The organism is Bradyrhizobium sp. B097 (genome assembly GCF_038957035.1).
Classification (GTDB): domain Bacteria; phylum Pseudomonadota; class Alphaproteobacteria; order Rhizobiales; family Xanthobacteraceae; genus Bradyrhizobium.
This window is the reverse complement of sequence record NZ_CP152412.1, coordinates 6,501,539-6,514,807: the sequence shown is the minus strand read 5'-3', so window position 1 is coordinate 6,514,807 and position 13,269 is coordinate 6,501,539. Positions and strand designations below refer to the sequence as shown.

Genomic DNA, 13,269 nt, shown 5'->3' with positions numbered 1-13,269 from the left:
AGCTGCGCCTTTCAACACGACGCGGGCAAGAATGCCTAGCAATACCACCATCGTGCAAAAATACGGCGGCGCCTGTCTCGAAACACCGGCAAAGATCCGCGCAGTCGCGAGCAGCGTCGCCGACTTGCATGGCCGTGGCCATCGTGTCGTGGCGATCGTTTCAGCGATGGGCAAGACCACCGACGAACTCGTCAGGATGGCCTATCAGATCAGCCCGCATCCCAATCGCCGCGAACTCGATATGTTATTGACCACCGGCGAGCGCATCAGCATGTCCCTGATGAGCATGGCGCTGTCTGATCTCGGCGTGCCGGCGATCAGCTTTACCGGCAGTCAGGCCGGCGTGATGACCGATGGATCCCATTCCTCCGCACGCATTCTGGATGTGCGGCCGATTCGCGTGCGTGAAGAGCTCGATCGCGGACGCATCGTGGTTCTGGCGGGCTTTCAGGGCGTGAATCCGCTCACCAAGGAAATCACGACGCTTGGCCGGGGTGGCAGCGATACTACCGCGGTCGCCATGGCTGCGGCACTCCAAGCGGAGTGCTGCGAGATTATCAAGGAGGTCGACGGAGTTTGCTCGGCTGATCCGCGCATCGTCGCAAATGCAAAAACCTTGCCTCAGCTGGATTTCGCATCCCTATCCGAAATGTGCTTCTGGGGCGCCAAGGTGCTGCATTTTCGCAGCGTGGAGCTGGCCCACAGCCGAAACGTGCCCTTGGTCTTGAGAAAGTGGGGCGGCGCTCGACATAGCACGCAAGTGATGAAGGAGGTCGCGGACATGGAGAACGGAAGAATCCTGGCCGTCAACTCGATGACTCGCATTGAGCATGTGGAAATCGATTCGGCGGACCTCAATCAAGGCTTCGAGAAGTTCGCGCAGCATCTCGAGCAAAACGCCTTGCCTTGGCCGCAACTCCTCGCCTCGGCTTTCGCCGCCGAAAAAACCCGCATCATGATGACTTCCGATTCGGAGACGCTCGACGCGTTGCTGCGTACGCTGGAGAGGAGCAAAGACCTCCGCAAACAGCGCGAGACTCTCAGTTCGGTGAGCCTCACTTGCTTCGGCGGTATTTCTTCGGATCTGCCATACAAGGCGGTTCAGATTCTGCAACGTCACGGGATCATCGCCGACAAGTATATCTTGTCATCGCATTCGGTGAGTTTCTTTGTTCCGACGGAGAGCCGCGAGGCTGCGGTCAGGGCCTTGCATTCGCTGATCTAGTTGAAACTTGGAAAAGGGGCGATGTCGTCTATTGGCCCGACCCGGGCTTCCGCGATGTACGCGACCCAACGTCGAGGATATCGCCTTGTGATTGGAAGCGGTCACTCAAGAACCGCCAGCAAGAAGGTTAGATGGATGCTACGTCGCTGGCACTACGTCCAACGTCTCGTTTCGGAGATCTAGGCCATTCCATGTGTCGAGATCATCCGAGCTTTCGTACGCAATGCAGAGGCAGACGTCCTCTCGACCATTGGTTCGCCGGCAGTATTCGATGCTGTGAATTTGTCCAGAGACAGACAGCGAAGAGTTTAGCGGCACGTTCACAATCATGCCGACTTGAATCTGCCCTTCTGCTATGGCGCCGGCCAGAACAAACAGTCGGCGACGCTCAAGAGCGAAGGCATCGGTTACCCGAAACTTGGACATCCAGAGTATTCTACATAGAAGACGTCGTGCTGTCTCCCTTGGCCCTTAGCCGACATGGCCAAGCGCGCCTCTTTTGTCCGCTTTTAACGGTAATGCGGGCGTCGTTTGGCGGGCGGATTATGGGTACACGCTCTAGCCGCCCTTCACCGCGCCGGCCGTCAGCCCCGCCACGATCTGCCGCTGTGCCAGCACGGTGAGCAGCAGCACCGGCGCGGTCACGATCAGCGCGGCGGCGGCGAGCGGGGCCCCAGCTCAGCTGGTCGAACGAGATCATGTTGTAGACCGCGACTGGCAGGTGCGGGTCTCGCGCCCGGCCAGCACGATGCCGCCGATCGCCGCGGTGCTGACGGCGCTCGCTGGCTAGTTAGCGCTCCATGATCCCCAAGTTCGCATAAGAGTGGGCCTCACGTGCCTAGCGCGCTCGACGCCGCATCGTGGCGCGGATGTCGGAGGGGGACGCGCCGTAGCGGCGGCGGAACGCGCGGTTGAAGTAGGACAGATCGCCGAAGCCGGCTTCGAATGCGAGGCTGCTGATGTTGCGATCGCCCCAGCGCGGATCGGTCAGCCGCCGATGGCTCTGCGTCAGGCGGGCGTTGAGGACGAATTCGGTGAAGGTCGTTCCTTCGTCGGCGAACAGGCGCTGAAGACTGCGCGGCGAGAGATTCTGACGCGCCGCGACGGTGATCAGCGTGAGGTCGAGATCAGAGAAATGCGCATGGATGTCGGCTTTGGCGGCGGCAAGCCGCGCGGCGCGCAAGCCTCGGTCCTTCGCCATAGCCGCCCCGTCGCGGGTGGCGCCGATCACCAACGCCGCGAGGTCGTAGATATGGGTGACGACGGCCTGCCGCAGTTCGGGCGTCGACATCGGCTCCATGCGGATCAGCTTTTGGAGATAGAAGGTCAGCAGTTTTAAGGCTGCGGTATCGCGCGGCACCGGGCGCATCAGCGCATCTTCGGGATACGACACGAGCGGCGTTAGCGCGTTGCGCCGCAGCCGCAGGCTGAGGAATCGCGTCAGCGACGGAGAGATGCTCACCCACGGCTCCGTGGTCGACATCAGGATGGCATCGCCGGCAGCGCCGATGACTTCGCGACCCCGGTGCGATAGGACGGGCGTGCCGCTCAGCGAGATGCGGAGCATGAGGTGGTCGGTGCCGTCGAGCAGGTCGTGCGTCACGGCAGTGCGTAGATTGCCGAGGGTCCAGGATCCAAAGCACAGCTCGGGCAGGGCCTGCGCCGTCGCCTCGGCATGGAACGGCCCGTCATGCAACGGCATCGTGTCGAACTGAAAGACGCGGCGTCCGATCGCTTCGCGCCATATCGCGAGCCGGTTCTGCGCCGGCCATTCGGCGGTCGAGAATCGGAGCGTCGTGGGTTCTGGGGACTCTGACATCATGGGCTCGTCGGCGTATGTGCTCTGATCTGTGTTGCTCTGTTGTAGCACCAGGTTCAAAAATCAAGGCTGGCGTCTCAGTCCCAAGTCCGTGACGCGGCAGCCCAAGCGGGCTCATCCGGCCATCCCTACACGTCGTATCCCTAGGAGTCGACGAGGGAGTTTGGGATGCGGGTCTCGGAACAGGACAGGGCGCCGACCGGCGCGGCTGGTCCATGCCGGTTCGGCGCGCGCGCGGGTTCGATGGCGCGCGTCACGGTCTGGGCGTTGCTGCTCGGCGCAATCCTGATGCCGCGGACGGGCGAGGCGCAGGACGCGACATGGAGCGCCCATCCTGTCTCGAATGACTGGACCGATTCCGCCAACTGGAATTCCAACTTCCCGCCGACGGGGACCGCTATTTTCGGCGCCTCCAGCCAGACCGCGATCAGGTCCGTGGGAATAACCTCGATCGGGACGATCCAGCTGAACCGCGATGCGCCGGCCTACAGATTCAGTGTGGGCTTGAATTTTACCGACCGGGGAATCGTCAACAATTCAAACTTTGCTCCGGTTTTCGATAGCGGGGTCAGTTTTAGTAACGCCAGTTCGGCCGGCAACGCCATCATCAACACGACTTCTGGCGGGGCATTCTTCAGCAACACCAGCACCGCGGGCAATGCCACGATCAACAACGGCAGCACAGTTCACTTTGCGGACAGCAGCTCGGCCGGCAACGCCACCATCAACAGTCTCAATTCTACTATTTCCGAGATATTTTTTTTCAACACCAGCGCGGCTGGCAACGCCCGTATCACCAACGGCTTCTCTCTGACCTTTCAGGACATCAGCACGGCGGCTAACGCGGTCATTGCCAACCCTGGCGGTGACGTGATTTTCGCCGGCAGCAGCACGGCTGCCAACGCAAACATCACGAACAACAGTATTGTGAATTTTGAATTTTCCAGTACCGCCGCCAACGCCAGCATCACGAACTTCGGCAACAGCAAGCTCTCTTTTAGTGATGCCAGCAGCGCCGGAAATGCGACGATCATCAACAACGCCGGTGGGCAGACATTCTTTAGTGCTCAAGCCACCGGCGGGAATGCGCGTTTCATCAACAACGCCGGCGGCGTGTTCGATATGTCGCATTTGACAAGCGCCGGCACGACGGCGGGCTCGATCGAGGGAGCGGGGTCTTACGTGTTCGGCGCAAAAACGCTGACGGTCGGCTCCAACAATCTCTCCACCGAGGTGTCCGGCGTCATCAGCGGCACCGGCGGCGGCCTGGTCAAGGTCGGCACCGGCACGCTGACGCTCTCCGGCGTCAACACGTTCACGGGCGCCACCACGATCAATGCCGGAACGCTCGCCGTCAACGGCTCGATCGCGCAATCCGCGGTGAGCGTCAACAGCGGCGGCACGCTCGCCGGCGCCGGCACCGTCGGCGCGACCACGATCGCCGGCGGCGGCACGGTCTCGCCTGGCAGTGGCGCGATTGGCGCGATCGGCGCGCTCCATATTGCCGGCAGCATGGCTATGCTGCCGGGCGCCGTCTACGCCCTCGACGTTAACGCGGCCGGACGGAGCGACAGGATCGTTGCGAGTGGAGCAGCCAATCTTTCCGGCGGAACCGTCCGGTTGACGTCGCTGAACGGTTTCCTCCTCAACACGCCCTACATGATTCTGACAGCAGCGGGAGGAAGGACCGGCACGTTCTCGGGCTTAATGTCCGGCACCAGCAGCTTTGCCTTCATCGCGCCCAGCCTGACCTATGATGCAAACGACGTGTTCCTGACGTTTGCGCGCAACAATGTGCGCTTTGCGAGCGCAGCGCAAACGCGCAACCAGATCGCGACGGGGACCGGGTTAGACGGCCTCGGCCGCGGGCCGGCGTTCAACGCGCTCGCCGCCAGTACGACGCCGGCGCAGGCGCGCTTTGCGTTCGACCAGCTCTCCGGCGAGCTGCACGCGAGCGCGGCGGGCGCAATGCTCGATGAGTCGCGTGACGTCCGTGACGCCGTGATCGGCCGACTGCGGCAGCCTTTCGGCAGCGCGGACGGACCGTCTGCGGCGCTCGCCGGCATCGGTCCTCAGGCCGTCGCGATCGACGGCAGCGGCGCTTTGGCCTACGCGGCCGAACCGGCCTTCAAGGCCGCGCCGAAATTTCTGCCGCAGGAGCGGGTGATGACCGCCTGGGCGCAAGCCGTCGGCGATTGGGGACACACGGGCAGCGACGGCAATGCCGCCGCGCTCAGGCGCGAGACCGGCGGCGTCATATCCGGCGTCGACGCCACCTTCGACGCGCGCTGGCGGGCCGGCTTTGCCGGCGGCTACACCCAGTCCTTGCTGCATGTCGATGACCGCCGCTCCGGCGCCACCATCAACAATTATCACCTCGCGCTCTATGGTGGTGGTCAGCTCGACGCCTGGGCTCTGCGCGGCGGCGCCGCCTTCACCGCGCACAGCATCGATACCAATCGCGCGATCGTGTTTCCCGGCTTCTTCGACGCCGCCAAGGCGAGCTACGATGCCCACACCGCCCAGGTGTTCGGCGAGATCGGCCGCGGTTTCGCACTCGGCCCAGTCGCGCTCGAACCGTTCGCGGGGCTTGCCTACGTGCATCTCGACACCGGCCATTTTGCCGAGACCGGCAGCGCGGCGCTCAGCGGCGGCGGCGATACCTTGGCTACCGCCTTCACCACGCTCGGGCTGCGCAGCGAGGGCGCGGTAGCGCTGGCTGACGGCAAGCCGCTGACGGTGCGCGGCACGCTCGGCTGGCGGCACGCGTTCGGCGATGTGAGGCCGGAAACGCTGCTGGCGTTTTCCGGCGACGGGACACCGTTCACGGTTGCCGGCGTACCGATCGCGCGCGATGCGTTGCTGGTCGAAGCGGGTCTCGGCTTCAACCTGGCGCGCAGCGCCAGCGTTGGCCTCATCTATTCGGGACAGCTTGCGCGTGATTCGCGCAATCACACCGCCAAGGGCGAGATCAACTGGAAATTCTAATGCCTCACACGAACGGGCGAGAGGACGTTTGCACAATTTCGGAATATTAGAAGAATATCCCTGAGTTGCCCGACGTGTCAAGTTGCTTGGTCGAACGCCGGCCGCCGCCGGCTACTTTGCATGGGGTTGTTTTCGATATTTTGGCAGCGCGCCTGCGACGGCCCCCATCACCTCATGTTGCCCTAGCCGCCCTTCACCGCGCCCGCCGTCAGCCCCGCCACGATCTGCCGCTGCGCCAGCACGGTGAGCAGCAGCACTGGTGCGGTCACGATCAGCGCGGCGGCGGCGAGCGGGCCCCAGCTCAGCTGGTCGAACGAGATCATGTTGTAGACCGCGACCGGCAGCGTGCGCGTCTCGCGCCCGGCCAGCACGATGCCGAACACGAAGTTGTTCCAGGAGAAGATCACCGCGAGGATGAAGGCGACCGCGAGCCCGGGCCTCGCGATCGGCAGCGCGACATGGCGGAATACCTGCCAGCGGGTGGCGCCGTCGATCAGCGCGGCTTCCTCGAGCTCCAGCGGCGTGGTCTCGAAATAGCCGATCATGATCCAGATCACGATCGGCACTGTGACCACGAGGTGGATGATGATCTGCGGCACCAGCGTGCCGAGCAGGCCGAGCCACTGGAACAGCAGGAACAGCGGGATCAGATACGACAGGCCCGGCGTGATGCGCGCGATCAGGATCACGATCGCCGATTTATGCGCGGCCATCCGCGCAATGCCGTAGCCGGCGGGCACGCCGACCAGCATCGCAAGCCCCGTTGCGCAGCCGGTGACGACAAGGCTGTTGCTGAAATAGGTCAGGAAGCGGTTGGAGGCGAACACGTCGGCATAGTTCTTCCAGGCGAAATGCTCCGGGATGAACACCGGCGGATAGGAGGCGTTGTCGATCTCGAACTTCAGCGACAGCGAGGCCATCCAGAGGAAGAACAGGATCGCCGGCGAGACGATGACGAACACCGACAGCCACAGCCCGATCCGGCCCAGAATCTGACGCGGGCTCATGCCTCGCTCCCAAGCTGAGACGTCCACAGCAGGCGCTTGCGCAAGTAAAGCAACAGCGCCGCCAGCGCCACGATCAAGAGGAAGAACACCACCGCGATCGCCGAGCCGTAGCCGAGGTCGTAATAGACGAAGGCGACGCTGTAGAGATAGACGTTGATGGTCTCCGACGCCGAGCCCGGCCCGCCTTGCGTGATCGCGAAGATGATGTCGAAGCTCTTCACCGCGTCGATCATGCGGATCATTCCGGCGATGAACAGGAACGGCATGATCAGGGGGAGCGTGATGAAGCGGAACACCTGCCAGAAATTGGCGCCGTCGATCTGCGCGCTCTCATAGGGCTCGGTCGGGATCGCGGCGAGGCCGCCGAGCACGATCAGCATCACCAGCGGCGTCCATTGCCAGGTCTCGACCAGCACCAGCGACGGGATCACCGTGGTCGGGTTGAACACCCAGAGCTGCGGCGGCAGGCCGACCAGCGACAGCAGATAGTTCAGCACGCCAAGCTGCGGGTGGAACATCATGGTCCACACCAGCGCGATCGCCACCGGCGTCGCCATCATCGGCATGATGAAGATGCCGCGCAGAAAACCGCGTGCGGCGAATTTCTGGTGAAACACCACCGCCGCCAGCGTGCCGAACACCAGCGGCAGCACCACCGACAGCGCGGTGTAGGACAGCGTGTGCCCGACCGCCTCGACGAAGCGCGGATCGGTCGGCAGCCGCAGATAGTTGGCGAGCCCGACGAAGACGGTCGGCGAGCCGACCTTCCATTCCTGCATGCTCATCCAGATCGTGAACACCCATGGAAAGACGATCACCGCCAGCACCACGACGAGCGCCGGGATCACGAACGGCCAGTAGGACGGCGGCCGCCATTCACGCGCCGGCGCGGCGTTGTTCTCGGCCGCCGCCGGCGAAGCCTGTGTCACCACGCTCACGCTTTTTCACTACGCTCCAGGATGGGGCGGAATTGCTCGTGCGCCTTCTTCAATTCGGTGGCGGGATCGGCGCCCGACAGCGTCGCGGTCAGCGCCGCACCGACGATGTCGCGGAATTCGGCGACCGGGATGATGACCGGCAGGCCGAGCTTCGAGATCTTGGCGGAGTCGACCACCGATTGCAGCCATTCCTTGGTCTTCACGCCCTTGGCGACCTCGGGGTCGTCGACGATGGAGTTGCGGAACGGCACGCCGCCGCCGGCCTGCAGCAGGCGGGCGCCCTGTCCCCGCGAGACCACCCATTGGCAGAGCAGGTAGGCGGCTTCCTTGTTCTTGCTCGCGGCGGGAATGCCGACGCCGTCGCCATAGGTCGACGAGAATTTGCCCTTGGGTCCGGCCGGCACCAGCGTGTAGCCGACCTTGCCGACCACGCGCGAGGCGGCGGGATCCTCCAGCGGCGGCGCCCAGCCGTCGGCGTCGATCCACATCGCGGCGCGGCCTTGCGTGAACGAGGCCATCGACTCCATCCAGTTGAAGCCGGCGACGCCGGGAGGCGCGCATTTCGTCAGCAGCCGCTGATAGAGCTTGGTGGCCTCGATCGCCTCAGGGCCGTCGGTCAGGATGTTGCCCTTGGCATCGAGGAATTCGCCGCCATAGTTCAGATAGAAGTTGGTCCACATCGCCATGTTGGCGTTGCGCAGGCCACGGCCGACGAAGCCGTAGATGCCTTCCTTCGGATCGGTCAGCTTCTCGGCGGCGACCGCCATCTCCTCTAGCGTCTTCGGGACCTCGACGCCCTTCTTCTGGAACAACTCCTTGTTGTAGTAGAGGATGAAATAGTCGACCGACCACGGGAGCGACAGCATCTGGCCCTTGTCGTTGCGCGCATATTGCAGACCGGCGGCCGAAAAATCGCTCTCGACGAGGTCGGGCGGCGTCAGGCTCGGGTCCTTGAGGAAGCCCGACATGTCGGCGAGCCAGCCGGCCTTCTCGAATTGCCGCTTTTGCACGTGATAGCTGAGATGCACGACGTCGAAGCTCGGCTTGCCCGACGACAGCTCGATCACGCATTTCTGGCGCTGCTGCTGCTCGGGAATCTGCTCCGATTCGACCTTGATGCCGGAGAGCTCGGTGAATTCCTTGATGTACTTCTGCAGATTGTCGCCGCGCGGCCCCTTGGCGAGGATCACCTCGAGCGTGGTGCCGGAGTATTTCTTCCAGTTGACCTCGGCGCGGGCCGGAAATCCGATCAATCCAACCGCGCCGGCGGCAGCGGTGCCGGCCAGCATCTGCCGGCGCGAGATCAGGTGATGCGACATGTTTCTCTCCCTGGGACGGTTCTTGTTTGGGAGAGATACTAGCGTCTCAACTCGATCTGCCTAGTCCCACATGCGCGGCACCGCCACATAACGCCGCGCCGCGCATGGTATGGCAGTTATGCCTTGACGAAGGCGAGCAGGGTGCCGTTCGCAGCAGCCGGCGGCACGGTGATTCCGCTGCCGCTCTTGACGCCGGTCGTGCCGAGCACCTTCTCGGTTGCGGCGAGGTCGGCCGCGATCACGAGGCCGGCGCCACCGCGATCGGACAGGCCATCCAGCGATACGCCGGGATAACGCTTGCCGAGCTGATCCCTGGTCAAGAACACGAAGTCGGCGCGATCGCCGCCGGACGGCACAGCAACCGCACCGTCGGGATCGTTTCTAATGGCGATATCGATCATCCTGGAGAGATGCGCGGCATCGATCGCGGGATCGGGCGAGACGATCAGCACCTGCTTGAGACGTTTTGCCCCATTGGCGTGCGTCATCAATTCAGGGATCCACACCGTCTCGCGGGTCTTGTGTTGGCAGGCGAAGATGCGGACGCCGCCGGGCGCCTCAGCGGTTGGCCACTGGAAGGTGCGGAATTTTGCGGCGGAGACCGTGCCGTTCGGCAAGGTCACCGGGCGTTCGAAATCGGTCGGCCCGATCGGCGGATAGCCGCGCGCGCGGATCTCCTCTGCGCCGGCGGTGGAATCGACGGCGGTGAACGCGATCCGTTCGATGCCTTCGCCGCGCTTCTCGAGGAAGGCGCGCGCCGGCGCATTGTGTTCGGTCGGCGTCAGCACGCCGAGCAATTCCATGTAGTCGGGGTCGAACATGATGGTGTAATTGCCCGATCCCATATGCGCGCTGTGGGTGCCGCGCGGCGACACGGTGAAGCCGAGCCGCTTGTAATTCTCGGCCGCCTTGTCGAGGTCTTTCACCATGACCACGGCGTGATCGATTCCGATGACGTTCTTGAGTGCCACTTCTTGTCTTCCCGGCTGGAATGAGAGAGTAGAGTAAAGCTAACCAGAACGCGCAGGCCCCCGCAAGAAAGGATCATGATGAGCAGCAATGCCGTGCGCTGGCCCGATTCGCTCTGGGCAGCAGTGACGCCACCCGGCCCCGATTGTCCCGAATTGACGGGCGCGCAGCAGGCCGATGTCGTCATCATCGGCGGCGGCTTCACCGGTCTGTCGACCGCGCTGCATCTGCGCGAGGCCGATGTCGACGTCGCGATCGTCGAGGCCGCCGAGCCGGGCTGGGGCGCCTCGGGCCGCAACAACGGCCAGGTGATCCCGACGCTGTCGCGCCCCGATCCCGAGGACATCATCAAGAGGCACGGCGCGGCCGGCGAGCGCTTCGTCGCGATGCTGCGCGACAGCGCGGCAATGCTGTTCGACGTCGTCAAGCGCTACAACATCGAGGCCGAGCAGGAGCAGGCCGGCTGGGTGCAGCCGGTGCATTCGCCCGGCCGGATCAAGATCGCGGAGCGGCGGGTGCAGCAATGGTCGAAATTCGGCGCGTCGGTCGAATTGCTGTCGCGCGACCAGACCCGGGACATGCTCGGCTCGGACGCGTGGTACGGCGGCTTCTGGAACAGGACCGGCGGCCACGTCAATCCGCTGGCGCTGGCGCGAGGCCTGGCGCGGACCGTGCTCGGCCTCGGCGCGCGGATCTATGCCCGTTCCCCCGCGCTGTGCTTCGAGCGCCGCGGCGATCGCTGGGTGGTGAAGACCGAGAAGGGCGAGATCTCCGGCCGCGCGCTGGTGGTCGCGACCAATGCCTATAGCGGCGAGTTCGCGAAATCGCTGGTGCCAGAGATCGCGACCGAGGTGATGCCGGTGCTGTCGTGGCAGATGGCGACGCAGCCGCTGTCGGACAATGTCCGCAAGACCATCATTCCCGGCCGGCAGGCGATGTCGGACACCCATGGCGAGCTGTATTTCGCGCGCTATGACGCCCGCAATCGCCTCGTCACCGGCGGCGCCGTGCTCGGCCCGGGCGACAAGACCGCGCGGCTGAAGGCGCGGGTGACCGAGCGGTTGCAGCTGATATGGCCGCAGATCGGCGACGTCTCCTTCGACTATGTCTGGAACGGTTATGTCGGGATGACCGCGGATTTCCTGCCGCGCATGCATCGCCTCGGACCGAACGCCTACGGCTGGACCGGCTGCAACGGCCGCGCCGTCGCGCTGACCATCCCGCTCGGCGGCGAATTGGCAAAGGCAGTGCAGGGCGTGCCGGAAAGCGAGCTGGCGCTGCCGTTCACCGAGCCGGTGCAGTACATGGCGCATGGATTGCTGCGCAAGCTCGCGCCCTGGATGCTGGTGCTCTATCGCCGCCGCGATGCACAGGAGCTGGTCAAGGGCGATCGCTTCGAGTTGCTGCGCTGGGCGGAGCATTTGCTCGCGTCGCGCCGCTCACGGTGAACGCGGCGCAACCTCGCGCCGCGCACGCGAGATATAGAGCGTGGAGGGGCCAGCCGCCCGAGATGAGGACTGGTCAGGCAACGTCGTGCTCCGAAGAGTGGGAGCCCAAACTGGTCCGGTGGAGCGCCGCGGTCACGAGGATGCCGCCGTTGGCGGATAGTGTTGTCGAGGAAACCCCGACGGGACGCAGGCGTTATTGCCACATAGCAATCCTGGGAGGTGGGCATGGCGAGGAAGCGCATTGGTATTCTCACGGGCGGCGGCGACGTCCCCGGCCTCAACGCGGTGATCAAGAGCGTGACTTATCGCGGCAGCGAGGATGACATCGAGGTTGTCGGTCTCCGCCGCGGCTGGGAGGCCCTCACACACCTGAACCTCGACGATCCGGCCAGCAAGTCCCATTACATCATCCCGCTGAACCGCGAAAACACGCGCGTCATCGATCGGCGCGGCGGCACCGTGCTGCACTCGAGCCGCACCAATCCCTCCAAAATGAAGAAGTTGCCTGATCATCTCGCCGGCCACGACTTTCCGGTTTCCCAGAGCACCAAGGGGGGCATCGCAACCACGACGTGGGACCTCACCAGCGAGGTGATGGCGAACCTCGCAGGGCTCGGTATCGAACATCTGATCGCCATCGGCGGTGACGATACTCTCAGCTACGCGGACAAGCTCAACAGGCGAGGCGTCAAGATCATTGCCATCCCGAAGACGATGGACAACGACGTTCGCAACACCGAATACTGCATCGGCTTCTCGACCGCGATCACCCGTGCCAGCGATGCCATCCAGCGCCAGCGCACCACCGTCGGCTCGCACGAGCGAATTGGCATTTTCCGCGTCTTTGGTCGCGATGCCGGCTTTACGGCACTCTATACCGCATACGCAACCTCGATCCGATGCGCCATACCGGAGCACAAGGTCAATCTCGACAAGCTGATCCAGCTTCTCCTCGATGATAAGCACGGCAACCCAAGCAACTACGCGCTGATCGTGCTCAGCGAGGGCGCCGAGTGGGAGGGCTACAAGGTGCAGGAATTCGGCGAGCCTGACGCCTACGGTCACCGCAGGAAGGCGAGCGTGGCCGAAGCGTTCGCGGACGAGATCAAGCGGCGCACCGGCGAGGAGACCATCGTCTCTGACCTCACCTACGACCTGCGGTCAGGCGATCCGGACTTCATCGACAAGCTTGTGGCGTTGACGTTCGGCAACTTGGCCTACGATGCAATCCTGGAAGGCAAAACCGGGCTAATGTCGGCGCTGGTCGAGGGTCGCTACGACCTCGTGCCGATCCCCGACGCCAAGCTCGGGCCGCGCAAGTTGGACGTCGCAAGCGCGTACAACAAGGAGCGCTACCGTCCTCTCTATTCCAACAAGCGGGGCTTGCCGATCTTTCTCAACCGCGCCTTCTAGCGCGGGAGGTGGTAACCCCATCGAGCCTGGCTGGCCATTCCGAATGTGTCGTTGGCGCGTATCGACACGAGCCGGTAGCGGGGCCATAATTCCGCGTGGATCCTACACAGGGAACCCATCGTATCACACAACGTTCTTTTCGA

Annotated in this window: 10 protein-coding genes and 1 pseudogene; 4 read left to right on the top strand and 7 right to left on the bottom strand. The window is 63.8% G+C overall.

Annotation, left to right across the window (positions count from 1 at the left end):
* The first annotated feature begins 31 nt into the window (after positions 1-31).
* The gene (locus tag AAFG07_RS30195) at positions 32-1,225 is read left to right on the top strand and encodes an aspartate kinase (protein ID WP_342723404.1); all 1,194 of its coding nucleotides are present in this window, start codon (positions 32-34) and stop codon (positions 1,223-1,225) included.
* A 558-nt stretch (positions 1,226-1,783) separates the two neighbouring features.
* Here the strand turns inward: AAFG07_RS30195 and AAFG07_RS30190 are convergent.
* The 3 genes and pseudogenes from AAFG07_RS30190 to AAFG07_RS30180 all read right to left on the bottom strand — a co-directional run.
* Positions 1,784-1,978 (bottom strand): annotated as a pseudogene (locus tag AAFG07_RS30190) (carbohydrate ABC transporter permease); the annotation flags it as partial.
* Between the two features lie 85 nt (positions 1,979-2,063).
* The gene (locus AAFG07_RS30185; protein WP_342729281.1) at positions 2,064-3,095 is read right to left on the bottom strand and encodes a helix-turn-helix domain-containing protein; all 1,032 of its coding nucleotides are present in this window, start codon (positions 3,093-3,095) and stop codon (positions 2,064-2,066) included.
* A 486-nt stretch (positions 3,096-3,581) separates the two neighbouring features.
* Positions 3,582-4,175 carry a hypothetical protein gene (locus AAFG07_RS30180; RefSeq protein WP_342723403.1) on the bottom strand — a complete coding sequence of 198 codons (594 nt, stop codon included), beginning with the start codon at positions 4,173-4,175 and terminating at the stop codon, positions 3,582-3,584.
* Here AAFG07_RS30180 and AAFG07_RS30175 point away from each other — a divergent pair.
* On the top strand, positions 4,167-6,032 hold the full coding sequence (locus AAFG07_RS30175) for an autotransporter domain-containing protein (protein WP_342723402.1): 1,866 nt from the start codon (positions 4,167-4,169) through the stop codon (positions 6,030-6,032). The two genes, AAFG07_RS30180 and AAFG07_RS30175, sit on opposite strands and share 9 nt — an antisense overlap.
* Before the next feature lie 182 nt (positions 6,033-6,214).
* On the opposite strand, the gene AAFG07_RS30170 is transcribed toward AAFG07_RS30175, so the two are convergent.
* The 4 genes from AAFG07_RS30170 to AAFG07_RS30155 form a co-directional block, all read right to left on the bottom strand.
* The gene (locus tag AAFG07_RS30170; RefSeq protein ID WP_342723401.1) at positions 6,215-7,039 is read right to left on the bottom strand and encodes a carbohydrate ABC transporter permease; all 825 of its coding nucleotides are present in this window, start codon (positions 7,037-7,039) and stop codon (positions 6,215-6,217) included.
* Entirely contained in the window at positions 7,036-7,977 is a 942-nt protein-coding gene (locus AAFG07_RS30165; RefSeq protein WP_342723400.1) for a sugar ABC transporter permease, read from the bottom strand. Before AAFG07_RS30165 ends, AAFG07_RS30170 begins: the two co-directional genes overlap by 4 nt.
* On the bottom strand, positions 7,974-9,296 hold the full coding sequence (locus AAFG07_RS30160; protein ID WP_342723399.1) for a sugar ABC transporter substrate-binding protein: 1,323 nt from the start codon (positions 9,294-9,296) through the stop codon (positions 7,974-7,976). Before AAFG07_RS30160 ends, AAFG07_RS30165 begins: the two co-directional genes overlap by 4 nt.
* A gap of 116 nt (positions 9,297-9,412) precedes the next feature.
* On the bottom strand, positions 9,413-10,267 hold the full coding sequence (locus AAFG07_RS30155; protein WP_342723397.1) for a VOC family protein: 855 nt from the start codon (positions 10,265-10,267) through the stop codon (positions 9,413-9,415).
* Between the two features lie 78 nt (positions 10,268-10,345).
* Between AAFG07_RS30155 and AAFG07_RS30150 the strand changes: the two genes are divergently transcribed.
* Together AAFG07_RS30150 and AAFG07_RS30145 are read left to right on the top strand one after the other, a co-directional pair.
* On the top strand, positions 10,346-11,713 hold the full coding sequence (locus AAFG07_RS30150; protein WP_342729280.1) for an FAD-dependent oxidoreductase: 1,368 nt from the start codon (positions 10,346-10,348) through the stop codon (positions 11,711-11,713).
* A gap of 225 nt (positions 11,714-11,938) precedes the next feature.
* Positions 11,939-13,126: a 6-phosphofructokinase gene (locus AAFG07_RS30145; protein WP_342723396.1), complete on the top strand. Its 1,188-nt coding sequence runs from the start codon at positions 11,939-11,941 to the stop codon at positions 13,124-13,126.
* Positions 13,127-13,269: the final 143 nt, after the last annotated feature.

Coding starts and splice junctions, on each gene's coding strand:
- AAFG07_RS30160 (WP_342723399.1), bottom strand. CDS start 9,296: ATGTCGCATCACCTGATCTCGCGCCGGCAGATGCTGGCCGGCACCGCT.
- AAFG07_RS30195 (WP_342723404.1), top strand. CDS start 32: ATGCCTAGCAATACCACCATCGTGCAAAAATACGGCGGCGCCTGTCTC.
- AAFG07_RS30150 (WP_342729280.1), top strand. CDS start 10,346: ATGAGCAGCAATGCCGTGCGCTGGCCCGATTCGCTCTGGGCAGCAGTG.
- AAFG07_RS30145 (WP_342723396.1), top strand. CDS start 11,939: ATGGCGAGGAAGCGCATTGGTATTCTCACGGGCGGCGGCGACGTCCCC.
- AAFG07_RS30180 (WP_342723403.1), bottom strand. CDS start 4,175: ATGCGACATATCGAACACGCCGCCGGCGTTGTTGATGAAACGCGCATT.
- AAFG07_RS30170 (WP_342723401.1), bottom strand. CDS start 7,039: ATGAGCCCGCGTCAGATTCTGGGCCGGATCGGGCTGTGGCTGTCGGTG.
- AAFG07_RS30175 (WP_342723402.1), top strand. CDS start 4,167: ATGTCGCATTTGACAAGCGCCGGCACGACGGCGGGCTCGATCGAGGGA.